The sequence below is a fragment of the Moorena sp. SIO1G6 genome, assembly GCF_010672795.1.
GTDB lineage: Bacteria > Cyanobacteriota > Cyanobacteriia > Cyanobacteriales > Coleofasciculaceae > Moorena > Moorena producens.
Window position 1 is genome coordinate 1 of sequence record NZ_JAAHFZ010000009.1, and the last position, 24,380, is coordinate 24,380.

The 24,380-nt window shown below is 43.9% G+C and carries 22 protein-coding genes and 1 tRNA gene; 14 read left to right on the forward strand and 9 right to left on the reverse strand.

Going from position 1 to position 24,380, the window contains the following annotated elements; all coding sequences use genetic code 11:
• Positions 1-405: 405 nt before the first annotated feature.
• Positions 406-780 (reverse strand): tRNA-binding protein, encoded by a 375-nt coding sequence (locus F6K63_RS11110; protein WP_008188182.1) that lies wholly within the window; start codon positions 778-780, stop codon positions 406-408.
• Positions 781-2,369: 1,589 nt separating this feature from the next.
• Here F6K63_RS11110 and F6K63_RS11115 point away from each other — a divergent pair.
• On the forward strand, positions 2,370-3,956 hold the full coding sequence (locus tag F6K63_RS11115; protein ID WP_131827322.1) for a SpoIID/LytB domain-containing protein: 1,587 nt from the start codon (positions 2,370-2,372) through the stop codon (positions 3,954-3,956).
• 457 nt (positions 3,957-4,413) lie between these two features.
• On the opposite strand, the gene F6K63_RS11120 is transcribed toward F6K63_RS11115, so the two are convergent.
• On the reverse strand, positions 4,414-4,713 hold the full coding sequence (locus F6K63_RS11120; RefSeq protein ID WP_008188179.1) for a ferredoxin: 300 nt from the start codon (positions 4,711-4,713) through the stop codon (positions 4,414-4,416).
• Between the two features lie 41 nt (positions 4,714-4,754).
• Positions 4,755-5,048: a 2Fe-2S iron-sulfur cluster-binding protein gene (locus F6K63_RS11125; protein ID WP_287262798.1), complete on the reverse strand. Its 294-nt coding sequence runs from the start codon at positions 5,046-5,048 to the stop codon at positions 4,755-4,757.
• Positions 5,049-5,525: 477 nt separating this feature from the next.
• Between F6K63_RS11125 and F6K63_RS11130 the strand changes: the two genes are divergently transcribed.
• Positions 5,526-5,666 (forward strand): hypothetical protein, encoded by a 141-nt coding sequence (locus F6K63_RS11130; protein WP_287262799.1) that lies wholly within the window; start codon positions 5,526-5,528, stop codon positions 5,664-5,666.
• On the forward strand, positions 5,635-6,630 hold the full coding sequence (gene ilvC, locus F6K63_RS11135; RefSeq protein ID WP_287262800.1) for a ketol-acid reductoisomerase: 996 nt from the start codon (positions 5,635-5,637) through the stop codon (positions 6,628-6,630). Before F6K63_RS11130 ends, ilvC begins: the two co-directional genes overlap by 32 nt.
• 331 nt (positions 6,631-6,961) lie before the next feature.
• Here ilvC and F6K63_RS11140 read toward each other — a convergent pair whose 3' ends face one another.
• Positions 6,962-8,374 (reverse strand): amidase, encoded by a 1,413-nt coding sequence (locus tag F6K63_RS11140; protein WP_287312113.1) that lies wholly within the window; start codon positions 8,372-8,374, stop codon positions 6,962-6,964.
• A gap of 404 nt (positions 8,375-8,778) precedes the next feature.
• On the opposite strand from F6K63_RS11140, the gene F6K63_RS11145 reads away from it, so the two are divergent.
• The 6 genes from F6K63_RS11145 to F6K63_RS11170 all read left to right on the forward strand — a co-directional run bounded on the left by F6K63_RS11145 (position 8,779) and on the right by F6K63_RS11170 (position 13,589).
• A complete protein-coding gene (locus F6K63_RS11145) occupies positions 8,779-9,648 on the forward strand; it encodes a DUF4058 family protein (protein ID WP_287312115.1) in 870 nt (289 codons plus the stop codon).
• 203 nt (positions 9,649-9,851) lie between these two features.
• On the forward strand, positions 9,852-10,619 hold the full coding sequence (locus F6K63_RS11150; protein WP_287312117.1) for a hypothetical protein: 768 nt from the start codon (positions 9,852-9,854) through the stop codon (positions 10,617-10,619).
• Positions 10,620-10,650: 31 nt separating this feature from the next.
• Positions 10,651-11,031, forward strand: a complete 381-nt coding sequence (locus F6K63_RS11155; protein WP_008183020.1) for a hypothetical protein — start codon at positions 10,651-10,653, stop codon at positions 11,029-11,031.
• A gap of 647 nt (positions 11,032-11,678) precedes the next feature.
• Positions 11,679-12,479 carry an MOSC domain-containing protein gene (locus F6K63_RS11160; RefSeq protein WP_008183023.1) on the forward strand — a complete coding sequence of 267 codons (801 nt, stop codon included), beginning with the start codon at positions 11,679-11,681 and terminating at the stop codon, positions 12,477-12,479.
• Positions 12,480-12,648: 169 nt separating this feature from the next.
• On the forward strand, positions 12,649-12,936 hold the full coding sequence (locus F6K63_RS11165) for a hypothetical protein (RefSeq protein WP_075873702.1): 288 nt from the start codon (positions 12,649-12,651) through the stop codon (positions 12,934-12,936).
• 458 nt (positions 12,937-13,394) lie between these two features.
• Positions 13,395-13,589 carry a hypothetical protein gene (locus tag F6K63_RS11170; RefSeq protein WP_008183027.1) on the forward strand — a complete coding sequence of 65 codons (195 nt, stop codon included), beginning with the start codon at positions 13,395-13,397 and terminating at the stop codon, positions 13,587-13,589.
• 140 nt (positions 13,590-13,729) lie between these two features.
• Here F6K63_RS11170 and F6K63_RS11175 read toward each other — a convergent pair.
• The 3 genes from F6K63_RS11175 to hisF all read right to left on the reverse strand — a co-directional run bounded on the left by F6K63_RS11175 (position 13,730) and on the right by hisF (position 14,989).
• Positions 13,730-13,802 (reverse strand) — tRNA-Ala (locus F6K63_RS11175).
• Between the two features lie 77 nt (positions 13,803-13,879).
• A complete protein-coding gene (locus tag F6K63_RS11180; protein ID WP_008183028.1) occupies positions 13,880-14,092 on the reverse strand; it encodes a hypothetical protein in 213 nt (70 codons plus the stop codon).
• Between the two features lie 126 nt (positions 14,093-14,218).
• Positions 14,219-14,989 carry an imidazole glycerol phosphate synthase subunit HisF gene (gene hisF, locus F6K63_RS11185; protein WP_008183030.1) on the reverse strand — a complete coding sequence of 257 codons (771 nt, stop codon included), beginning with the start codon at positions 14,987-14,989 and terminating at the stop codon, positions 14,219-14,221.
• Positions 14,990-15,030: 41 nt separating this feature from the next.
• Here hisF and ruvB point away from each other — a divergent pair, with 41 nt between their 5' ends.
• Both ruvB and F6K63_RS11195 read left to right on the forward strand, forming a co-directional pair.
• The gene (gene ruvB / locus F6K63_RS11190; RefSeq protein ID WP_287312119.1) at positions 15,031-16,122 is read left to right on the forward strand and encodes a Holliday junction branch migration DNA helicase RuvB; all 1,092 of its coding nucleotides are present in this window, start codon (positions 15,031-15,033) and stop codon (positions 16,120-16,122) included.
• Positions 16,123-16,199: 77 nt separating this feature from the next.
• Entirely contained in the window at positions 16,200-17,021 is an 822-nt protein-coding gene (locus F6K63_RS11195) for a tetratricopeptide repeat protein (RefSeq protein WP_008183034.1), read from the forward strand.
• A 138-nt stretch (positions 17,022-17,159) separates the two neighbouring features.
• Here F6K63_RS11195 and F6K63_RS11200 read toward each other — a convergent pair whose 3' ends face one another.
• Positions 17,160-18,614 (reverse strand): MFS transporter, encoded by a 1,455-nt coding sequence (locus F6K63_RS11200; RefSeq protein ID WP_044492840.1) that lies wholly within the window; start codon positions 18,612-18,614, stop codon positions 17,160-17,162.
• A gap of 1,580 nt (positions 18,615-20,194) precedes the next feature.
• On the opposite strand from F6K63_RS11200, the gene F6K63_RS11205 reads away from it, so the two are divergent.
• The 3 genes from F6K63_RS11205 to F6K63_RS11215 are packed head-to-tail and all read left to right on the forward strand — an operon-like array spanning position 20,195 to position 23,253.
• Entirely contained in the window at positions 20,195-21,451 is a 1,257-nt protein-coding gene (locus tag F6K63_RS11205; protein WP_008183038.1) for an ABC transporter substrate-binding protein, read from the forward strand.
• Positions 21,452-21,454: 3 nt separating this feature from the next.
• Positions 21,455-22,411 carry a carbohydrate ABC transporter permease gene (locus tag F6K63_RS11210; protein ID WP_008183040.1) on the forward strand — a complete coding sequence of 319 codons (957 nt, stop codon included), beginning with the start codon at positions 21,455-21,457 and terminating at the stop codon, positions 22,409-22,411.
• Positions 22,412-22,425: 14 nt separating this feature from the next.
• A complete protein-coding gene (locus tag F6K63_RS11215; protein ID WP_287312121.1) occupies positions 22,426-23,253 on the forward strand; it encodes a carbohydrate ABC transporter permease in 828 nt (275 codons plus the stop codon).
• Between the two features lie 184 nt (positions 23,254-23,437).
• Here the strand turns inward: F6K63_RS11215 and F6K63_RS11220 are convergent, their stop codons facing one another.
• A complete protein-coding gene (locus tag F6K63_RS11220) occupies positions 23,438-24,280 on the reverse strand; it encodes a TIGR01548 family HAD-type hydrolase (protein ID WP_287297670.1) in 843 nt (280 codons plus the stop codon).
• Positions 24,281-24,380: the final 100 nt, after the last annotated feature.

Sequence of the window (24,380 nt, forward strand, 5' to 3'; positions counted from 1 at the left end):
TCTAAATAGATGGGTGGCAGGCTTAACTCCAATTGCCGATGACCACCCCTCACTTAGACCACAATAAAATGCACCTTGACCGTCTTATCCGGGATTATCCCGATTAATTACGGTTTAAGAGTATCCCCCCTCCTTTTCCTATTCGTGGGGGAAGTTAATCGGGTTCAAGCTTCATTAGGCAAGGACTTCAGCTTTTTTATGATCCCTTACTGACGTTCAATAGGAGTAGAGTGGGCATCCTGCTGTGGAATGGGAATATTGATAACCGGCAAAATGCCCATTCCACAGCAAAATGCCCATTCCACCTCACTCTTAAAATCATTTCATTATTAAGCAACGCTGATTCGTTTGGGCATAGTGGGGTAGCGTTCGTATATCCCCCCACACTAGATAGATGCCCTTGCTTTATCCTGCACGAGTACCATTCGGAATGATCTTTTCAGGCATAGCTAAAACTGGGGTTATACCATCTGCATAGCCAATATCAAAAAGCATGCCCTCTGATTGTTCTCCCATCATCTTCCTAGGCTTCAAATTAACTATAAATAAAGCCTGCTTACCCTCAATCTCTGCTTTAGGGTTTTCTCTCTCTTTTTTCATACCTACTAGGATCTTGCGTTTGAAATCACCAAAGTCAACCGTTAATCTGATCAACTTATCTGACTTTGGCAAATCTTCTACTAGCTCGATTGTGCCAACACGTATATCAATTTTTTCAAAGTCTTCATAAGAAACAATTTCTTTAATTGGAGCAACCTTAAAAGGGTTAGAGCTACTCATTTATGGATTCCTCACTAGTAGAGTTCATATATTATAATAAGATGCGTGCCAGATGAAGCTTCAGTATTTTTTATCCTGTGCAGTTACTTTACTTTGAGCTGCATCGGAATAATACAATACAAAGTGTGTCCTAGGAGCAACAGACCTAATTATACAGGAGTCCATAATTCAATTCATAGTCATCGGTGACAAGTTAAGGCTGTATACCAGTTGTCAAGGGAGTTTGCTGGAAATCAGCAATTCTCATTTTAGGAAATAGGTGTTCAACACCTACACAAAATTTGCCATAAGACAATACACAGTGGTAGATGTTTTGTGAAAGCAAAGGCTTGAGCCGGATGATGCGAGGAGTGTCAAGTCCGGTTCTTAGGGGAGGGAGATACGGTGACGTATGCTCTGTTACCCGCCACTTTCACGTATGGTATGACAGGAGAGGTGCCCCGGGTAATACAGTGCATCGACTCTACCAGCTTCAACAGCTGGGAGCAGGGAAAAGAAATATGTCCTAAGCTTTGCTTCGACTGGTATATAGCAGTCGCCAGGGCAGTTAGGACATCGACATTAGTCTCACACCCTTTGTAAGCGATGCAGAGGTGCGACCCGTGGCGAATTTAATTCTTAATGCGGAAAGCGCACCTAAGCGGTCTTGGGGGTTTCCCCCACTCGCTATTGCATCAAGAAGCGCAAGAGTTTGACTTCTGACTTCTGACTTCTGACTTCTGACTTCTGCTATACCAACTCGGAAAACCTTTTTTGAGGATTTGCGAGCCTTGACCCGTTACATGTATTTCGATAGCTGGGAAGATCTGCTCACTTTCATCCTCCAGGGATTGGAGTTATAACTCCCTCCCAAAACTAGTTAATATTTCATACTGAGAATTGCTGGTCATTGCTGATTAGTCTTGACAGATTTGAATTCATAATATAAGGAACTACGCATTAAGGTGTTTGACATTGATAAAAGCTGAAAAAGGTGCGACCCGAACGCGCCCCGCGTCGGCTTTGCCGATAGGCGCGACCCAAGGGCGATTTACTCACCCATTGGAAAGCCCACCTTGAGGTGCGACCCAAGGGCGATTTACTCGCCCATTGGAAAGCCCACCTAAGCGCGAATTTAATTCTTAATGGGTCAAGCGCACAAAGAGCGGAAAGCGCACCTAAGCTGTTTGAGTAAACTTTTGCCTGTGGCCTGTGGCCTGTGGCCTGTTGCCTTCGGCGTAGCACTATACTATCTCGCCCCCGATCTTTCCAATATTCCTCCTCCTCCTGATGCTTTAAATTCCAATAAATCATCCCTATGCCAAAGCAAAGACCCTCCAATGCCAAAGCAAAGACCATGAAAAGACCTGGTCAGGGTAACAATACCTGTGGAGGATCGTACTTTTCGGGATCTAGAATCGGGGAATGGGAATTATGGATTGGGTACTTTAAAAACTAAGCTAATGACAATAAAAGCGTTTGACTTGAATTCGCATCAAAATACGGCATCGGGTAAGACAGGTCGGTTTCGCAATTGGATAGTGGGGTTCACGAAAAAACCGATCTCTCTCAATTCCCCAGCTTCCAATCCCCATTTCCTCATACCATTGATGACACTATCGTTGTGGGGACTACCAATCCTATCAGGGTTAGCCGCCAAAGCCTCAGATATCCCACTAAAAGTGGGAGTAGTGCAGCGCTTTGGAGATGAACCAACGGACAAGCTCACTCTGAAAGCTGCCCCGGACGATCAGCTAACCGTCAAATTTTTAGGCGGTGATATGCAACCGAAAACCAAGCAGCTTAGCAGCCTCAAGCTGGAAATAGTCAATAAACCGTTACAGCAGCCCCAGATCGAAGAGTACGTGGTATTGAGTAACCATGGAACCTTTGAAACTGCAGAAGATAGTGCCAATAAATGGCGGGAAAAGGGGATTGAGGTGGAAGTTGCCAAGCCTGACCGCTGGCAGGTGTGGGCAAAACGGAGTGTTTATCAAACCCCTTTATTGCGACGTCTACTGCTAGCAAGTATCAAAGCCAAAGGTGATACTACTGCCTATATTGATACTAATGTTGTCACCGAGGTGCCCCATGCTTCCTTTGTGATTGGTAACTATCGCTACCATCGACGGGAAATTGATATTACTGCTGGCAAAAATCTGATCTGGGTTAGCAAAGGAGAAAATAACCGTAGGACAAGACTTTATCCTGGTAGTCTACGGATCCAGCCCAATGCCTATGGTGACTATACCTTAGTAAATCAGGTACCTCTAGAAAGCTACTTGCGGGGTGTGGTACCTCATGAAATTGGAGCTGGAGCACGCTATTCAACCGTAGCTGCTCAGAGCATTATTGCTCGCACCTACGCCTTGCGGAACCGACGCCGATTTAATGTTGACGGTTACGAACTCTGTGCCGATACTCACTGCCAGGTTTATTTCGGAATAAATCAAACCAATCCAGTGGCTGACCGTGCGATCGCAGCTACTAAAGGTCTAGTGCTGACCTACAACAATGAGTTAGTAGATGCTCTGTATTCAGCAGCAACTGGTGGAGTCAGTGCGCCCTTCAGTGATGTTTGGAATGGGTCAGAACGTCCCTACTTAAGAGCAGTGGTAGACTCCCCATACTCCCTCTGGAATTTGTCACAAAAATCCTTAGCAGACGAACAAAATTTCCGTGAGTTCATGAACTTGAAGCAAGGATTTAATGAGACTGACAATAGTTACTTATTCCGCTGGAAGTACAACAATAGCTTGAAACAAGTCACCAGCCATTTACAACGCTATCTCAAAAAAACCAAACACCCCCTTGCCAACTTCACGACCATTGAGCATATGGAAGTGGTAGAGCGTTCACCAGCAGGACGAGTGCTGAAAATGGCGGTAACAACGGATCGGGGTATCCTGGAGCTGAGTAAAAATGAAGCCCGCAGCGCCTTTGGTCCTCCCCGCAGCACCCTCTTCTACGTAGACCCGATTTATGACAAAGGTAATCAAACCCTCAAAGGCTACGTGTTCGTGGGTGGCGGCTTTGGACATGGGGTTGGCTTTAGCCAACACGGTTCCCAAAATTTAGCTAAACTCGGTTGGTCCGCAGAAAAAATTCTCAGCTTCTATTATCCTGGTACTCAAATTCAGCCTTTGAACAATTCTATTATCTTCTGGCAAAATGCCAGCGCACTAGTTAAGCCCTAGTCTAATCAAGGGTAAAAGGGGGGAGAAGGGGAATATATGGATTGAACTTCCCCAACCGTCTTCGATGGGGATTCCCAGGCACAACCAAATAGATTGTTCTCTCCATGGGCGTAACTTTCCCCCGCACCGGGGGTAGCTGAGTAGGGTCAATACCCAGTTTTTTTGAGACCGTTTCCTTTCATTTTAACACTATTTGAGAGGGAAAATTCATCCCCACCTTAAAAAAGGATGGGGTATTCTTTTCCCTCTCAAACTCTCCCTTTAGATAATTTCAGGAAAATTACCTCCTTCTCCTCCTTGATTTAGCTTGGATTGAGCGTGATTTCGCCATCACCCCATTAGCTAAGGATATCATCACCCGATCTGCGGCAAAGGGGAAGTAAAGAGCTTCAAGGATAAAACATCCAAATTCTAAGCTCTCTTACTTCCCCTCTGTTATTAGTACATATACTAGTACTTAGTACAGAGCTTCCTCTTGATGAGTTTCGATCACGCAATCAGAGGTGGGCTTTGCGACACAGGTTAGAACGAAGCCAGCTTCTATTTGGTCATCATCCAGGAAAGATTGGTCGTCCTGGTCAACAGTACCACTGACTACTTTGCCAGCACAGGTAGAGCAGGCACCCGCACGGCAGGAATAAGGCAGATCTAAACCTTGCTCCTCGGCAACGTCGAGAATGATTTCGTCATCGGGAACGTCAATGGTTGTATTTATACCTTCCGCTTCACTTTTCAAGGTGACTTTGTAAGTTGCCATGTTTTAGTAATCCTCTTTGTTACTAGTACTTATATTAGTATTTAGTACAGAGCTTCCTCTTGATGAGTGGTGATCACGCAATCAGATTGGGGGTAGGCGACACAGGTCAGAATGTAGCCCTTCTCGATTTGGTCATCATCGAGGAAGGATTGGTCTGACTGGTCAATAGTACCACTCTCTAGTTTGCCAGCACAGGTAGAGCAGGCACCTGCACGGCAGGAATAAGGCAGTTCTACACCTAGCTCCTCGGCAGTGTCGAGAATGTATTCGTCATCAGGAGCGTCAATGGTTTGATCCCCTTCTGGCGTTTTCAAGGTGACTTTGTAAGTTGCCATGTTCTAGTAATCCTCTCGTAAAACAATAGTAGAGACTTTGTGAGTATACGGCAAAAGCCTATCCTTTAGTTCAAGGAGCTTGGCATGCTTATTTTTACTCCATCTCTGATACTACGGGAAAACACTCAGCAGATTAAGACCGATTAAGAATGAAAGGCTGAATCCCCAATTTGATAAGTTTTACTTATATTTTTACTGCAAGTATCTACACCACAGATTTAGCTGTAAAACCTCCATGAAAATACTCTAAGGTCTAGGTTTAACATGATTTTTACAGATCCTATCTCCCTCAGATAACTTTGGCAAAATCCTTAGAGATTTATAATTAGGAATACTTATAATTACCATCCAAGACCTGTATTCACACATGGGGTAATGTGGTGATGGATTGATCGATAAAAAGGTATATCACCTGCCAGGATTGAGATCGGTTTTGCGGTATCATGGTAAGTTTGCAGCGATGCAGAGGTGCGACCCGTGGCGAATTTAATTCGCCAACGGAAAGCGCACCTAAGCGGTCTTGGGAGTTTCCCCCATGAGCGACTGCATCAAGACAATGACCAGCAAAAAAGGAACAGAAATTACAATGGCTCAGATGTATTACGATACCGACGCTAACCTAGACCTACTGGCGGATAAAACTATTGCTATCATCGGCTATGGTTCTCAAGGTCACGCCCACGCCCTTAATCTTAAAGAGAGTGGCATGAATGTGATCGTGGGACTGTATCCAGGTAGTAAGTCTAAGGGCAAAGCTGAAGAAGCAGGCTTAACCGTCCACACAGTGGCTGATGCTGCTAAAGCAGCTGACTTGGTGATGATCTTGCTGCCGGATGAAGTGCAAAAAACCATTTATCAGGCAGAAATTGAGCCAAATCTGACCGAGGGTAATGTTATTGCCTTTGCCCACGGCTTCAATATTCATTTTGGTCAAATTGTTCCCCCAGAATTCATAGATGTGATCATGGTTGCTCCCAAAGGTCCAGGACATTTGGTGCGGCGCACCTATGAACAGGGAGAAGGGGTACCTTGTCTATTTGCTGTTTACCAGGATGCCACAGGCCAAGCACGCGATCGCGCCATGGCTTACGCCAAAGGAATTGGTGGTACCCGTGCCGGGGTTCTTGAAACTACCTTCCGGGAAGAAACAGAAACTGACCTATTTGGTGAGCAAGTCGTATTGTGTGGCGGCTTGAGTGAATTGATTAAATCCGGATTTGAGACCCTAGTCGCTGCTGGTTATCAACCAGAATTGGCCTATTTTGAATGCCTTCATGAAGTGAAACTGATTGTTGACCTAGTCGTAGAAGGTGGTTTAGCTAACATGCGCGATAGCATCTCCAACACTGCTGAATATGGTGACTATACCCGTGGGCCAAGGATTGTTACTGATGAAACTCGCGCCGAGATGCGTAAAATTCTCAAAGAAATTCAATCAGGTCAATTCGCCCGTGAATTTGTCTTGGAAAATCAGGGAGGTAAACCCGTCTTCACTGCTATGCGCCGTCAGAATAAAGAACATCCCGTCGAGGAAGTTGGTAAAGACTTACGGGCTATGTTCAGCTGGTTGAAAAAAGCTTAAGCATTGTTGACTGTTGACGGTTTACGATTAACCTTTTAAATCAGCACTTATAGCAATTCTATATCCCATAAGGTACCTATTATCCCCCTAAATCCCCCTTATTAAGGGGGACTTTGAGGTTGACGAGCGTACCTCATAACTGCGAGAAACGCTATAAATATAATCAGGACTTACGCCATAACTATAACTTGTTGGATGGGGAAATAACTCATATGTGGCGTAAGTCCTGTAAATTTTAGATTTTATAGCAGTCGAAGTCAAGGTTAATACATATTTCTGTTCCCTGTTCCCTATTCCCTGTTCCCTTTAAAGCCAAATATTATGTCCTAAACTATACTTCCGTTGCGATAGTGGGACGATAATCACTCCAAGGGTTTGCAGCTTCCAACTGAGCCGCTAATGCCAATAGTGTTGCTTCTGATGCTGGAGGTCCCACTAACTGAATTCCGAGAGGTAAGCCCTTCTCATCAAAACCAGCAGGAATTGCGATCGCAGGAAGTCCAGTAGCATTAAATGGTGGACACGGTCCAATCCAATTAATAATATTCTCCAAGGTTTCTTCATAACTCAAATCGTCCCACTCTCCGACCCGAATCGGTGGATGTAAATAAGTAGGTAACACTAGCACATCATAGTTGTTAAAGAATCCCACAATTTGACGCGCTATAATTTGTAGCTTAGTCACCGCTTGTAAATATTCCCCAGCAGAACCGGATTGTTCAGCAATCCAGCGATTCATGGGACTTAAGGCTTCTAAGGGAATTCCTGCTGAGGTTACCCCAGCTTGCCATACTGTCTTAAACGGTTCGACTATGTCACTGAAATCTGGACAACCCGGTTCAACCAAATGTCCCATCCCTTCCAGTCGCTGCATGGTTTCCACCACAATCTTTTCACATACAGCTGACGCTGCTCCCATCGGTTTAATCGATGTGGCAAAACTAATCCGCAAATTATCCAGTTGTTGATGGGTAGCCTCTAGAAACGATATCTCTGGGTCAGGTAACCAGTAAGGGTCTCCAGTAATATAGCCAGACATCACATCCAGTAAGGCGGCTGCATCAGCAACCGTCCGTGCCATCGGACCAATACTAGCAATACCACTTTGAAAGTCCCCTACTGGAGCGCAAGAAATACGACCTCGTGTCGGTTTAATCGCCACCAAACCACAGCAAAAGGCTGGACCGCGCAGGGAACCGCCACCATCGGAACCTTGGGCAATGGGAGATAAGCCAGCTGCTACTGCTGCAGCTGAACCGCCACTGGATCCCCCTGGTGTGTAGTCCAGATTCCAGGGATTGCGAGCCGCTGGAAATCCTGGGGGTTCGGTATAGGGTAACGAACCCAGTTCAGAGGTAGCAGTTTTACCTAAAATAATGAATCCAGCTTGCTTGATGCGGGTGATTACCCCATCATCATACTCAGCAATATTGTCTTTGAGGGCAGCAACACCAAAGCTACAAGGGAGTCCTTCTACAGCCCTGAGGTCTTTAATCGCAATCGGAACACCAAAAAATGGAGGGAGTTTAGAGGTATCGGTAGTTTGGGCAAGTTGTTCGGTTTTAGCTTTCCCATCCGCAAGTGCCATTTCAGACGCCACAGTGAAGTAACTGCCTAGTTGGGGATTTAATCCTTCGATCCGTTCAAGGTAGAGTTGGACTAATTCCAGCGGTGATATCTCACCCTTGCGGATCAGTTGGGCTTGGTCTAGAGCTGGAGTAAACGCTAGGTCAACTTGATTCATAATGCTTGTTTCCCATAAACGGATGCTAATTTGCCAAAAAAAAATGCCTAAGAGTATTACTTACCAATACTTTTAGGCATTGAGATGCTAGTTAGTAAAACTGAATTCTTAAAATCTCAAAGCTATACAGAGTAGGAGTTTGAGAGACTTTTTGTTAAACGTTGCTTAAATCGAAGGCTACAGCAGGTTAGGGGGTCAGCCCAGACCATAGCTGTCTTAAGATTAACTTTATCTTTATTAACTGCCCATTATACCATTAAATTTATTTTTCTATGATAACACATAGTCAAATCCCGGTTATTTTCCAGAGTTTGCGAAAAATACTAGCTAGGTTGCAGCTACCGAAGAGCCAAAATTTTTCGGTAACTTAGGTACTATACCACTTCACAGCTTCATCACAAAAGATGCCTTCACCTTTTCCTGGGATGAATCCCTACCTGGAGAAACCTGAATATTGGTCACAAGTTCACAAATGGCTCATTGTCCTGATTGCCCAAAGCCTTAACCCCCAGCTACGTCCTAAGTATCGGGTAGCAATTGAGGAAAGAGTCTACAACGCTACTGGTGATGATTCGATGCTAGGTAGAGTGGGCATCTTGCCCGCCCGAAAAGATCATGTAGTGGTTCAAAGTTCTCAAAGCAACCACCAAGATCCGTCACCCCTGGTTACCGTTGCTGCTCCTAGCGTTAAAGCAATGAAGATTGCTCTACCGATGACTGAAATGGTTAAAGAGCGATGCAGCGCGGTCTTGGGGGTTCCCCCCATGAGCGACTGCATCAAGAAGTGGTATTTAGAAGTGCGAAAGCTAGAAACTGGCAAAGTAATTACTGTCATCGAAATTCTTTCTCCCAAAAACAAACGGTCTAAGGCCGTAGGCCACGCTACGCGATCAGAAGGGCGCAGCAATTATGAAACCAAACGGCAAAAAATATTAGATAGCTTAACCCATTTAGTGGAAATTGATTTACTGCGTCAAGGAAAACCAATGGCTATGAATAATCAAGCCTTCCAAAGCCACTATCGCATCGTAATCAGCCGTTCTCAAGAACGTCCCCAAGCCGATTTATATGCTTTCAATCTCCCCCAAGCAATCCCTTCCTTTCCTTTACCTCTCCAACCAGAGGATACAGAACCTACGGTTAATTTACAACAATTATTACATCAGCTTTACGACCAAGGGAGTTATGATTTAGCGATTGATTATAGTCAAGACCCTCCACCACCTTTATCGACCGCAGATGCAAGTTGGGTAAAGCAAGTCTTGATTGAATAGTAGCCTGCAGCTGGTTCTATATTGGAGTAATATCAAGTTCGGTTAATCCCTTACGAAATAATCCCTAATCTTAAACTACAAATTAATAATTACATAGTACCAATTAGTAGGCAAGGTATATAATAATTCTTCAACCAGACATGATATAATATTATCATGCCACGTGAGTTATATATTATTCTTGGCAATAGACACTAATAATTATGCAGTTTCGGACTCATAACAACTATGAAATTACTGAGCTAATAGCTCAACAACCTTCGTCGTCACCTGCACCGCAAATAAATAAAAGCACCAGAACAAACGTGCAGTCAGAGGATCCTATTACCATCCTCATTGCTTTATTTAGTTTACTTGTATCTATAGCTGTAGCTTATACATCAAATTTTAGAAAAGCTAATCTTAAGCTGTCTTTGGGAAGAAATATTATATTTTTTCCTACATACCTTACTGACCCAACTGGTGATCAAAAGATTGTCGGATTAGGCTTCAATCTTCCCATAACTTTCTACAATTGGAGTCCTCAAGGAGGAACCATTAAACGAATTCGTTTAGTTGTTGGAAGAAAAGATAATGACAATTTTTATGACATGGCATGGACTACTTTTGTTAAAATCGAGAGTGGAGGAAATTTTCAAGATGAAAATCTAGCTCAACCGATTCCAGTACAAGCACGTTCTTCAGTCAATAAAATTGTTCGGTTCGATTGGAGTCCTGAATTAGGAGGAAAAGAATTTGATTTACAAGTTGGCAACTACGAGTTGAGGATTTATGGATGGACACAGAATACACAAAAACCTGACTTGAAGTACATTGCTTCTTTTAGCCTTAAGGAGCAACATTATCAAAAATATAAAGACAACATAGCTGCTAACCTGACTGCATCGATCTGGGTGTCCCTAGACGAAAACGAAAAACCCAATCAGTTTGTGTCTAGAAACACGATTGGTGTGCTTTACTCTAAAAAGTAAGTGTCTCATTGATTAAGGAGAAGATTTTATTATGCCTGGAGATAGCAATACATCCAATTTCAATATTAGTCAAAGCGTTTATTACGCTAACAATACAGGAGGCATAGCTGGAAATTCTGTAACTGCTGATCTATCAATAGCCAACGAGCATAAGCAAACCCTAGTTGAAGCAGCAGAAGAAATCCAACAACTTCTAGACCAAGTCTCCCAGACTAATCCCACTACAACAAACAAAGAGAAGATGATAGTTGTAGGTGAAGTTGTTGACAAAATTGAGAATAACCCAACACTAAAAGTTAAGGTAATCAATTCCCTGAAATCTGGACGAGTAGAGGCATTCAAGGAATCGATTGACCATCCGCTAGTGAATATTCTGATGGCAACTATTGAAGGGTGGCAGGAGGTAGAGTAATTGCTTAGGATCGTTGCAACACTTTACCATAGTAGACCTTAGGGGGGAATTAGGATAGGGTAGCGATCGCCTGAATAATTCTCCTTTATTTCAATTAATACTAGAGAAAGTAGACTGGATCAATGATGTTTTTACAAAGATGAGATGCGCCCACTCGGGGCAAACCCTCTATATTTGGCTTAATAGCATAAATTAGCTGCTATTATAACTTAGCGATCGCTTAACTACTTTCTTCTACTAAAACTGAAAGTTTATTACGTTTGTTTAAGGTAAGTAACAAAACCAACATTAGCGATCGCTTGCTCGGATTAGCGATCGCTTTCCTTGATCTGCCCGGTATTATTAGAAATTAATTAATTTATTAACTCTGATAAGATGAATTTGCCCTGTGACACCTACCAAGTTTATAAAAAAATGCTTTACTTGATCGAAATAGTGACAACTAGGATAAAGCTGATGGAGTCTTGATTATTCTTGGTATATCATTCTTTATCTCTTATTTCTAATAGATTAGAACTATCGCATTACTTTAAAAAAGTGGTAGACTGACTAATGACACTAAACTGATGTGCATTAAAATTGGTTATTACCTGTTCCCTGTTCCCTGTTCCCTGTTCCCTTTGAGGAATTTAGGTATCTCAATCTAAATGCTGAACAGCTTACCTTACCTTAAAGCTATCTATATCTACCCGATTAAATCCCTTGATCGGATTGAACTCCAAACCGCAACTCTCCTCAAAAGTGGTGCCCTAAAGCATGACCGGGAATTTGCCCTATTAGATCAGCAAGGTAAATTTGTCAATGGTAAGCGCCATGCCAAAGTTCACTTGCTGCGGTCGGTCTTCCATATCCAATCCCAATTGCTATCCCTACAGATTCAGGGCACAAACCAAAACATTACCTTTCATATTGATCACGGGCGAACTGCTCTGGAAGCTTGGTTAAAGGATTACTTCGATTTTCCAGTTAAAGTAGTGCAGAACACCAGCACTGGTTTTCCAGACGATACCAATGCTCTTGGTCCTACTATTATTAGTAGCGCTACCATTGAAACCATTGCTTCTTGGTTCCCTGAAATAACTGTTGAAGACATACGACGTCGGGTTCGAGCCAATCTAGAAATTGGAGGAGTTCCTGCTTTCTGGGAAGACCAATTGTTTACCGAATCAGGGCAATCTATTCAGTTTCAAGTAGGGGAAGCTTTGATAGAAGGAATTAATCCCTGTCAACGTTGTATTGTTTTAGCACGAGACTCTCAGACAGGAGAGGCTACTGATAATTTCCAAAAGACTTTCATGGCGAGGCGCAAGGAAACCCTACCATCCTGGACAACCAGCGCTCGTTTCAATCATTTCTACAAATTAAGTGTGAATACAAACGTGCCTGCTTCTGAAGCTGGTAAAGTCTTGCACCAAGGGGATCCCATCCAAATCCTTAAAGGAGCGTGAAGGTTGACTAGACTTTTTGCAGAAGTCGGGAACAGGGAATGGGGCACAGGGAACTGAGAAGAATTGACGGAAACAGTGTCTTGATGCAGTCGCTCATGGCGCATGGGTCTGTGTGCGGAACTTGCTTCCGCACCTGTCTTGATGCAGCGCGGTCATGGAGCTTTCCCCCATGACCGCGCTGCATCGCTCTCCAGCCCCGTGGAAACAACGGCAGTTGCTCATGGGGGAACCCCCTTTGGCGGCACTGCCTCCCCAAGACCGCACTGCCTCCCTAAGACTGAGCTGCATCGCTATCATAAAAGCGATGCAGCGCTATAATCCCAAATTGGGTTCAAATCCTCAAAAGCGATCGCTTATAAACAAAGTGATTAACGTGACAGCTCCTAAACTGATTCTATTGAATCAGTTTAGGCTTCCCAGCCAATCCAGCTATTGCTTAGGAGGCGCTGGGCTTTAAGAACGGACTGCCCTGCCGCTCTGTTTTTGTTTGACTTTTTTTTGAATAATCTTTTACCAACAAACCAGCATTTAAGGCCGTAGGCCACGCTACGCGAACGGCTTTGCTTGTTAGTATACATACTATAACACATCAAAAGGCGCGATCCAAGAGCAGTTTACCTGCCCATTGGAACGTGCGCCTTAGGTCTTTTGTTAAAGACCCTGTGCAAAATTCATCCCACAACAAGCGTGAAACGTGAGTGTGGGATGAATTTTGCCGGAAGCTAAAGTGATCTCAACTGTCAACCCTAAACCGTGAACCCTCAACACCAATCAATATCGGAAATTTTATTAAATAAAAATTTTTGACTTTTTTGCGGATTCGTCGCTCTGGAATTGAAGTAGAGATTTAGGTACATCTGAACAAACAGAAGCCAGACAAAACCTCTACCTACCAAATGTTTAAACCTCAGAGCAATGAATCATCAGTGGAACAATGTATTTCTGAAAGTCAGCACCTGGCTAGTGGCTGAGATCATCCTAAATTTGATTGGTCTAGATAACCTCGCCGATTACGGCGAATTCGTCTTCGATAAAGAGGTTTTAATCTCAACATCTCACCATCAAGTCTCACGGATTTTCCCCCCTCGGCACTCCCAAAACTTGTTTTAAGAGTTTCCCGCCAACCGTCAACCGTCAACCGTCAACCGTCAAAAAATTCTAACCTTATTACTGAAGACTGATAGCCAAGCTACCCTACAGCAACCCCTCAGGCTAAAAGACTTCAGCCTTTAATCAATATTTAATCAATATGGAGCTAAGCGGATTCGAACCGCTGACCCCCTCAATGCCATTGAGGTGCTCTACCAACTGAGCTATAACCCCGTAATTTTATACTCCATTACCTAGTATACCTTGATAGCTCAGCTAAGTCAAGTAGTTTCAGAATGAAATTATCTCGATCAGTAGAATACGCTGGGAGACTGAGCCATTTGGGTAATATACCCCATGCAGCTGTTCATCAGAAAATAAACCACTAACATAGCTGCCGCTGACATGGCTACTAAGGTACCAGCCAGCATCAGAGAGAACTCTTGGGTATCAAAGGCTTCCTGCATCAGGTGCAGTGACCAAGCCACCAAGGCGACATCAAATATTAGAATTATCACCAGCATTTTTTACAAAAATTAATATTGGATCCATATTTAGTTTAGCAGCTATAAAAATCACTGCAAACCATTAAACTACTTAATACTACACAACAAAACTTAAATCTTTCGGAAGAATAATCCATTAGTTTACTATGGCAATCGCACCGGAATTTGGTGTTGGTTCAAATAGGTTTTAATTTCAGATACACTCAGTTGCCCGTAATGCAACAGGGAAGCTAGTAACGCGGCTTCGGCTTTGCCCTCAGTCAGGGCCTGATAAATATGATCGCAGTTGCCAGCACCACCGGAGGCAATCACTGGAATTTCCACCTGTTCAGCCATAGTGCGCGTTAGCTCTAAGTCATACCCAGCCTGGGTTCCATCCGCATCCATACTAGTAACCAGAAGTTCCCCAGCTCCCCGTTGTGCCACCTCTTTTGCCCATGCGATCGCATCAATACCAGTGTTCTCACGTCCTCCTCGCACATAAACATTCCAACCAGGATTATCGGGATCTTCCCGACGACGAGCATCAATAGCAACTACAATGCACTGATTACCAAAGCGATCGCTGGCTTGATTAATAAAGTCTGGATTGCGTACAGCAGCCGAATTTATACTAACTTTATCGGCTCCTGCTCTTAATAATAATTTAATATTTTCCAAAGACTGGATGCCACCCCCCACGGTCAAGGGAATAAACACTTGTTCGGCTGTACGGTAGACTACATCAATAATAATGTCTCGGTCTTCATGGGTAGCAGTTATATCCAAAAACACCAGCTCATCTGCACCAGCATCATTGTAAACTTGTGCTAATTCCACTGGATCACCAGCGTCCTTAAGATTAACAAAGTTGACCCCTTTAACAACTCGCCCAGCTTTTACATCCAGGCACGGTAAGATTCTCTTAGCCAGCATAAGTAAACTAAGTATGAAGTATGAAGGATGAAGTATGACCCATGGCCATAACGTCTTTTAGACAAAAGTACCAAAACCCAGATAGAGAACCCAAATCTAGCAAGAAACGAAAAGGTCGCGGGTTACCCCGTCAGAGGCAAAGCGATGGTGACCTACTACTAGCAACGGCTACCGCTGAGGAAATTGGTCATCAGGAAGAGAGTATTAGACCACAGCGCTTAGCCGACTACATCGGACAAAAAGAACTCAAAGGAGTTTTGGAAATTGGCATTCAAGCCGCCAAAGCCAGAAATGAGGCCATGGATCACCTGCTGTTGTATGGACCACCAGGATTAGGGAAGACAACCATGTCCCTAATTTTGGCAACTGAGATGGAGGTGAATTGTAAAATTACTGCTGCACCTGCCTTAGAGCGTCCACGAGATATTGTGGGGCTTCTGGTTAATCTCAAACCTGGGGATATCTTATTTATAGACGAAATCCATCGTTTGTCACGCATGACAGAGGAATTGCTATATCCAGCCATGGAAGACTATCGATTGGATATCACTATTGGTAAGGGTCAGAGTGCCAAGACCCGCAGTATTCCTCTGCCGCAGTTTACCTTAGTGGGGGCAACCACACGAGTAGGTTCCTTAACCTCACCCCTACGCGATCGCTTTGGTATGATCCAACGCTTACGCTTCTATGAGATCGATGAATTGAGTTTAATTGTAACAAGGACAGCCCAACTGCTAAAGGCAGCAGTAACGGAAGACGGTGCTGAAGAAATTGCCCGTCGGTCTCGTGGCACACCTCGAATTGCTAACCGACTTCTGAGGCGAGTGCGAGACTATGCTCAAGTCAAAGGCATTGAGCAAATTAACCAGGATGTAGCAGCTCAAGCCATGGAAATCTTTAATGTAGACCCGATGGGGTTAGATTGGACAGACCGACTGGTACTCAAGGTAATGATTGAACAATTTAATGGCGGACCAGTTGGTTTAGAAGCAGTGGCAGCCTCTACTGGAGAAGATGCTCAAACCATTGAAGAAGTTTATGAACCCTATCTGTTACAAATTGGTTTCCTGCACCGCACACCTCGGGGTCGCGTCGCCACCTCAGCATCTCGGAAACATTTGGGTTATGAGTAGTAGTTAGTAGTTAGTAATTAGTAGTTAATGGTCAGTAGTAAGGAATATCAAGATTGCGGTCTCACTTGAAATAATATATGAAACGCTTGATTAGGATTTTACTGATTTTACTGCTTGTCGTTTTATCGGCTGCTACGATAATCACACCCCCAGCAATGGCGCAAACCCAATTCCCAGAATTGACTAAGGCTCAGATAAAACAAATTAACCAGTTAAGGAAAAAGGCATTTGCTGCTACGAATCAGGGGAAATTCCCAACTGCTGAAAATTACTGGACTCAGCTAATTGAGCTGTTACCAGATAATCCCGTCGGTTGGAGTAATCGGGGTAACCTTAGAGTCAGCCAATATAAATTAGAGGATGCGATCGCAGACTTTACTCACGCCATTGAGTTAGCACCAGAAGCCACTGACCCTTATCTAAATCGCGGTGCCGCCTATGAAGCACAAGGGCGATGGCAAGATGCCATTGCTGACTATGAGCGATTGCTAAAACTTGATCCCAATGATGCCATGGCTTACAACAACTTGGGGAATGGGAAGGCAGGACTAGGCCAATGGACAGAAGCGATCGCAAATTACCAAAAATCCATCGAGCTAGCGCCCAATTTTGCCTTTGCCTATGCTAACTATGCTCTGGCTCTCTATCAAATTGGTGAAACCAAAGAAGCCATGGGCATTATGCGCAATACTATCAGAAAATACCCCCAATTTGCCGATCTGCGAGCTGCTTTAACAGCTGTGTTGTGGGCTGACGGAAAACGGGGGGAAGCTGAGAGTAATTGGGTGGCAGCCGTTGGTCTCGACAAGCGCTACCAAGACTTGGACTGGGTAGAGCATGTCCGCCGTTGGCCACCAATGATGGTTGAGGCGTTAGCAAATTTCTTCAACCTCAAATGAAATTAACCTGATCCACCTTAGCTTTTCTCAAGAGTCATTACTTCAGGACTTACGCAATAATTTTAGGTCTTAAGGATAATTTTAGGGTGTGTTATTAACGCACCCTAAACTCATAACTCTTGACTAAACTATTGATTATCAAGCACCCTTGCGAAGCAGCAGTTGTTTGAGGTTCCGACCCCGTGGCTCCCGGACAAATGCCAAAGGTAAAAGGGTAGCCAATCGCACCACTGCTGATAGGGCAAATAATGTTGGCAAACCACCGAAGTGAGGCAACTCGGCTAAAAAGCCACCAAACATACTACCTATAGCACCCCCTAATCCGGCTGATGCTGCAGCTGCTGCAAAATAGGTGGAGGGTTTATGAGCTGGTGATATCTCGATTTGGATGTTATTGGCACACAGGTCAATGGCTGCTGCAGCTGAACCTGTCCCGAAGAATAAAAGGGGTAGCCAAACCCAAAGAGCGAGAGTTGTTGGACTGCCGATCCCAAGCCAAAGTAAGGGAATCACGGATAGGAGAATCCCAACCATCACTAGTACTGGACGATTTCCGATCAGGTCAGACAACTTACCCCAGTAGATCAGCGTCAATAAACTTGCCCCAGCCATCAGACTAGTATAGAGAGTTACCCAACCCACATCTAAGCCCAAATTGTCGAGCAGATAAACATTGAAAAACGGATTGCTGAGGGTGAAGGCAAACATCCACAATCCAAAGTAGAGTACAAAGATTAGGAAGTTTGAGTCTTTCAATAGGGCAGCATAATCAGAGGGCGTCGGCTCCTCAGACTCTAAGGTTTCATCAGTAGTCTCATCAGTAGTCTCATCAGTCTTGGCAGTCTTCTTTGAGGGTATCTGAGGAGTGATATCTACCATGAAGAACTGAAAGAGTAGACTGAGTATTCCAGCTACGATAGCCAAAATCAAGATTACGCCATAGCCTTGAACTTGCCCACCGTCCCAGCTAGAAACAATGTATCCCAGTAGGGGAACACAAAGTAGGTTGGTTAAATTAGTAAAGCTATTGCGCAGTCCAAAATAGCGCCCTCGCAGGCGAACAGGAACTAACACCGCCATCCAGCTAGACCAAGAGGGACTACCCAAAGCTCCAAAAATGTGAGTGATCAGGTTAATCGCCAGTGTGCACAACACTAGATGATGAGCTGGAGCCAGACCAGTGCAGAACATCCCAATGCCTACTAGGACAAATAACCATAGTAGTCGCGAAGGAATGAAGGTTTTGATGATAAACCAGTGGCGACTGTAGGATCGGTCAGATAAATAAGCACCAATAGGCTGTAGAAAATTCGCCAGTAGAGGTATCCCTGAAAGAATACCGATTTCAAAGTTGCTAGCACCCAGTTGCAGCAAGAAGTTAGTGAGGAAAACCTCAGCTGTGATACAGGAGAAGAAGGTGGAAAACACGCCGTCAAGGGTGGCAGCCCTCAGGCTAGAGCGAATCTCTCCCTTGGGAATTTTTTCAGTAGGGCTAAGCGGCGGTCGTGCTTCCTTGTTTAGGGGCTTGAGCAACTTTGGCAATCGCGGCAAAGACGGAGCTTCTGGGGCGACATCGGATATGAGTCTGAGCATAGCGGTTCAGGTAGCTAGATAGAGAGGACTTAAATGGCGAATTTGATGGAGACGAGTAAATCGTATTGGTTCAGGTAGCACCTGTACTGGATCGGCAGGCAGGTCGAAACTCCTATGCCATATCCTCCCTATAGCATCCCCCTTCTTGATGGGCGTAGCGTGCCCATAGCGTAACCCTCTTGGCTTGCTCTTAAATCCCCCCTATACCCTCTTGTAAAACCTCCTTCGGCTAAAAGGGGTTTTACAAGAGGAGTCTATGCCATTTACATCACTAGGGAAGTAAGACTTGCTTACTCTCGCAGAAGACCTACCATAGGCTTCCGTACTCCTGGTAGAGTCCGGTAAGGTCTAGCTCCTGCGACATCTGCTATACACTCCGGTAACCCTTACTTTTCGAGAAGGGCTACTTTTCAATAACACTTATTCTCTAGCCTTCACCCAACCCCTTAGAAATACGAAAAGTAGTACTTTTCTATAATCCCTAAGGGTTACTTCCTAAGGGCTATGCCCTACGGGGAGAGCTATGGTCATGACGGGGTATAGCAGCGGAGGCTACGCTATTCAATTAACGGGGGAGCAAGGGGGCTAGACATGGATCATGAGGAAAAATCACGCCAATGCCCTATTCCCTTGTTTAGGAATCCCGATGTAGTCAGAGTCGATATCTACATATCAATATCTACATATCAATATCTACATATCAATACTGACCTAAGTACAGCTGTTGCCTTTTTTATCCGTGGGGCAACAGGGTACCTTAAAAATACTATCTCAAAAAAAGTAAAATATTGCAACAAAAATACACTTAAGTATATTCACTGAAATCTTTCATCTGACCGATCCTGCGCAAGAGCTCCCACTACCTGGCTACCGAAAAAAAAAGGCGGGATCGCCTTCATAGTCTTGATCTCCGGCTTACGTAGTTGAGTCAGTTAAGAGCGTAGCCACGATGGGGAGCATGGTTAATCATAATTAAAGCTAAAGATAAGTGGTGGTATAATAAAGATAAGCAATAATTAAAGTTGGCTACTAACAGCTAGCTTTACCCGAATAAATATGGCTACTAACAGCTTTACACCTTAAGAAATAAGGTGAGTAAACAGCTAGATAAAATGTCCCAGAGTCTACCAAAAACTCTGATTATTTGTTAGACTTAAATTAGGGTAACACCGACAGGGATTATTATGTAACTTAAATTAAAGCCGAAAACCAAGGTAAAAATAGTTGCGCTTAAATCCCGGTGGAACGAACTTTTTTGACATTTTTATGGCGCTCGCGGGATATTCCGTCAGAGAAGCGCGGAGATACCCCCTGGATGCGAAAGCATCTTGCCTTGGCGGGCTAAAGTCTACCTTGGTAGATTTTGGTAGCTAAAAAGGATCGGACACCTTAAGAAATAAGCTGTAGAAAGCCATCTTGGATACCTTAAGAAATAAGCTGTAGAAAGCCATCTTGGATGTCGAGTTATCTCAAGAACCATATCATCTGTATTGACTAATTATTTCTAGGTGCATAGCCACCTCCTCAGACGGGAAACAAGTTTTCCAGGGGAGGTGTGCTTGCCGTCCTTACTTATCATCATGAAGCAAATCCTTTCGAGATGTCTAATTTTAGTATCTCTAATTCTGTTCCTAACTGGCTGTAGCCGCAGTATCGCCAGTGACATTTCCACTGTGACCCTCAGCGGCTGGCAGAGCAGCCCGGAGGAAAAACAGCTCCTTGAGCAGGTACTGAGGGAGTTTGAAGCATCACATCCTGGCATAAAAGTCAAGTTTGAAGTCATCACTGACCAATATATGGATGTCATTAAGACTCGGTTGATTGGTGATGCTGCTCCTGATGTCTTCTATGTAGACGCCCTAGATGCTCCCTTACTCATGACTCATGGAGTCTTGGAGCCTCTTGATGATTACATCACCGAGGACCTAGATTTAGATGACTTTGCTCCCCATCTCTCGGAAGCCTTCCAATCCTTAGGCAAAACCTACGGATTGCCTAAGGATTTTACAACCCTTGCCCTTTTCTACAATAAAAAATATTTCGCTCAACTCAGTATAACCGACCCTCCCCAAACCTGGGAAGAGTTAGAGGACTATGCCAATAAATTGACCAGGGATAGAACTCACAATGGCAGGGTTGACCTATATGGGTTGGGCATCACCCCAGAACTCTCTCGTCACTACTTCATGATCAAAGCCTTTGGTGGTGAGTTAGTTGACCAGAAGGGCAAGGCTGTCTTCGCGACTCGCCAAAGCCTATCAGGTCTAACGCCTTTGATGGATATGTATCGACAAAACCACTCTGCTGCCCTAGCCTCAGACGTTGGAGCTAGTTCTGGGAGCGAAATGTTTGGCCAAGGGAAGGCAGCAATGGTTATTGAAGGTAGCTATGCGATTCCTTACCTACAACAGACATTTCCCAAGATTGAGTTTGCCACTGCGGAAGTTCCCAGTATCGGTAACCACAAAGGAAGCATGGTTTATACCGTTGCTTATGTCATGAACAAGCAAGCTAAAAATAAAGAGGCTGCCTGGGAACTGATTTCCTATTTGACTGGCAAGGAAGGGATGAAAGCTTGGGCGAAGGGAGGACTGGCAATCCCGGCTCGGAAATCGGTCATATCAGAACTTGGCTATGAACAGAATCCTCTGTACACCCCCTTTATCAAGGGTGCTGAGTACGCCACGATTTGGCAAGGGGATGAAAAATTGCCAATATTTATGACCCATTTCGACAATCAGTTTCTTAGTGCTTTACTGGGTGAGCAATCCTTGAAGTCAGCCATGAAAAAAGCACAACAAACTGCTAACAAAGAAATTCAAGCGAGTAACTACTAAAAAATGTCACTAGCTAAAGCTAAACTTGGAGTTGACCAAAACGTCAAATCGAGGGATGTCAAATTGAAGGGATTTTGGCAGAAAGCCAAAGTTAGGGAAGCTATATCTGGCTACCTCTTCATGGCTCCTACTATTCTAGTTTTAGGAACCTTTTTGATTGCACCAATTATCTATGCAATCTTCCTTTCCTTCCATAAAGTTGAGATTTTAGGAGGGCTGAGTTACCGATTTGTTGAGTTAAAAAATTTCCTTCGTACCTTTGAGGATGAGCGAGTTTGGATTGCGCTCAAAAATACAATTGAGTATGTCATTATTGTTGTTCCTTGTCAAACAATCCTGGCTCTGGTTTTAGCTCTAGTCCTCAATAAAGAAATTAAAGGAAAAAAATGGTTCAGGATTATTTTCTTTCTACCGACTGTCACTTCCTCAGCGGTTTTAACCCTGATATTTATCTGGATTTATAATTCTAATGGTCTACTTAATGGATTACTAGACTTCTTCGGTTTACCGACCTATAACTGGCTAGGAGACCCAAGTGTGGCGCTCAAATCCATTATGATTATGAATATTTGGTCTACAGCACCGTTTTTCATGGTGATTTACCTGGCAGCGCTGCAAGATATACCTAGGTCCGTTTATGAGGCGGCAAAACTTGATGGTGCCAATGAGTTCGATCAATTCATAAATATTACTGTGCCTTTACTCAAGCCAGTTACATTTTTCGTTATGGTTATGGGTGTCATCGGTACATTTCAGTTATTCGACCAGTCTTACATCTTCTCGGGTGGCACCGGTGGTCCAAACAACTCAACCCTGACGGTTGTGCTTCTGATCTACCAGTATGCGTTTAGAAGTCTGGATATGGGTTATGCCGCTGCACTGGCATTAATGTTAGCTGGTGTAATTCTAGTAACAACACTGATTCAACGCGGCTTCTTTAGAGAAGAAAAAGTGAATTAGGAGATCAAATAAGAGTGAATAATTTTCGTTGGATCAGAGGGATATTTTATAGCATTCTTATCCTCTATGCCATTATTACGTTTTTACCTTTTGCTTGGGCTTTATCAGCCTCATTTAAACCCCTTGAGGAAATTATCGCTGGCGGTTTGAATTTTATACCCCATGATTTTACCGTCGATAACTACCGCAATATTTTCATTGAATCCCCTTTGTTTGGGCGCTGGTTTTTAAACAGTGTCTTGGTTGGTGTTTGTGTAACAGGGTTGAATATTATATTTAACTCAATGGCAGGTTATGCCTTAGCCAGAGTTAAGTTTCCAGGTAATTCATTATTGTTGGGAATAATCTTGGCAGTTTTGATGATTCCTGGACAAGTCACCCTAATTCCTGGTTATTTAATCTTAAAGTCTTTGGGATGGCTCAATACCTACCAAGGATTGATTGTACCGAGTGCAGTGAATGCCACCTTTATTTTTATGATGCGGCAGTTCTTTATCAATTTTCCTAAGGAACTTGAAGAAGCTGCTGCCTTGGATGGATTAAGTCGCTGGGAAACCTTTTGGCAGGTTGTCCTGCCTTTAGCCAAGCCAGCTTTGGCAGCACAAGCTATCTTTATTTTTATGGGGTCTTGGAATAATTTCTTAATGCCCCTAATGATTACCTCAGATCCAGGAATGTTTACCCTTCCCTTAGGTTTAAATACCTTTAAGGGGCAATACATTAGTTATTGGAACTACATCATGGCAGCCTCAATGGTCTTTACTATACCGGCTTTGGGGATTTACGCCTTCTTCAATCGTTACTTTATCTCTGGGGTAACATTTACTGGCTCTAAAGGATGAGCTGTTGAAACGGTAAAGGGTCAAGTCCCACTACACACACAGAAATAAATACAAAAAGGACAAGGTCAAGACAGGGAAGCTCTTGACCTTGTCCTTTTTGTTTTCGTGAACCTGTGAATTGTTTAACTATTGACTATTGAGCTTTAACCTCAAGGAATCTAAAGCTTCAAGTATTAACTGTCCACTAACCCTGATGTACGATTTTCTCAATCTGTTCAGGAGTCAGCTGCTCAACATTATCAAAAACCACTGTTGCAGCAGCAGCTTTTAGCCTATCTCCATAAGCCTCCCGCTGTTCTGGTATCTGCTGCACATGAGGGGGTAAAATCCCTACCCCAACCCAAACTCGTTCTGGATGAGAGTCTCTGGCTTTTTCAACAGTGTACATGTCAGCAACTGTGTCACCAACGTAGATAACTGGCAATTTCACCTTAACTTGATGCTCCTGTTCTAGCTGTAGAACTACGGCAAACAGTCCTGTCGGGTCAGGCTTACCAGGAGCATCCTCCATCGCAATTAAAACAGGCCGTTCGAGACCGAGTCGTCCTTCTAGGGCATAGTTCGCTTCCTGTCGTGTTGCCCCACTGAAAAACCCCCAAGGAATCCCTGCTGTTGTCAAACTCTCTAAATAACTCGGTTGTAACAATAACGGTTCGTCGCAAATGTATCCAGTCCAATGGTTGGGATCTTTTCCTCGGTAGCGAGAATTGAAAAAATCAACAAGGGCTTCATAGTCGAGAGAAAAATGCGATGCTCTGGAAGAGCCGCTACGCGAACGCGTTTTCCCTTGAGCCTCAAAGTATCGATAAACTAATTCTTGCGATGCATCCCAGTCGTTATTCCATAGCCCTTCTGATTTAAGTTGGTCAATCTCTACCATAGTGGGTCGATAGGCACCACCAGTGTAATGGTCTACTGTATCTGCGATCGCTCTACGGTAAGAACCACTAACGTCACGCACCACGCCGTCAATGTCGAACACCACTATGGCATTCAAGTTAGGAATGAATGTTTCTGAACTAGGCATCATGCACGCTTGGGCTAGGCTCGCCAATATTGCCGATAAACACCAATAGTACCAACAATTTAACCAAAAACCTATCCCTGAATCTTGATCAGGAACAGTC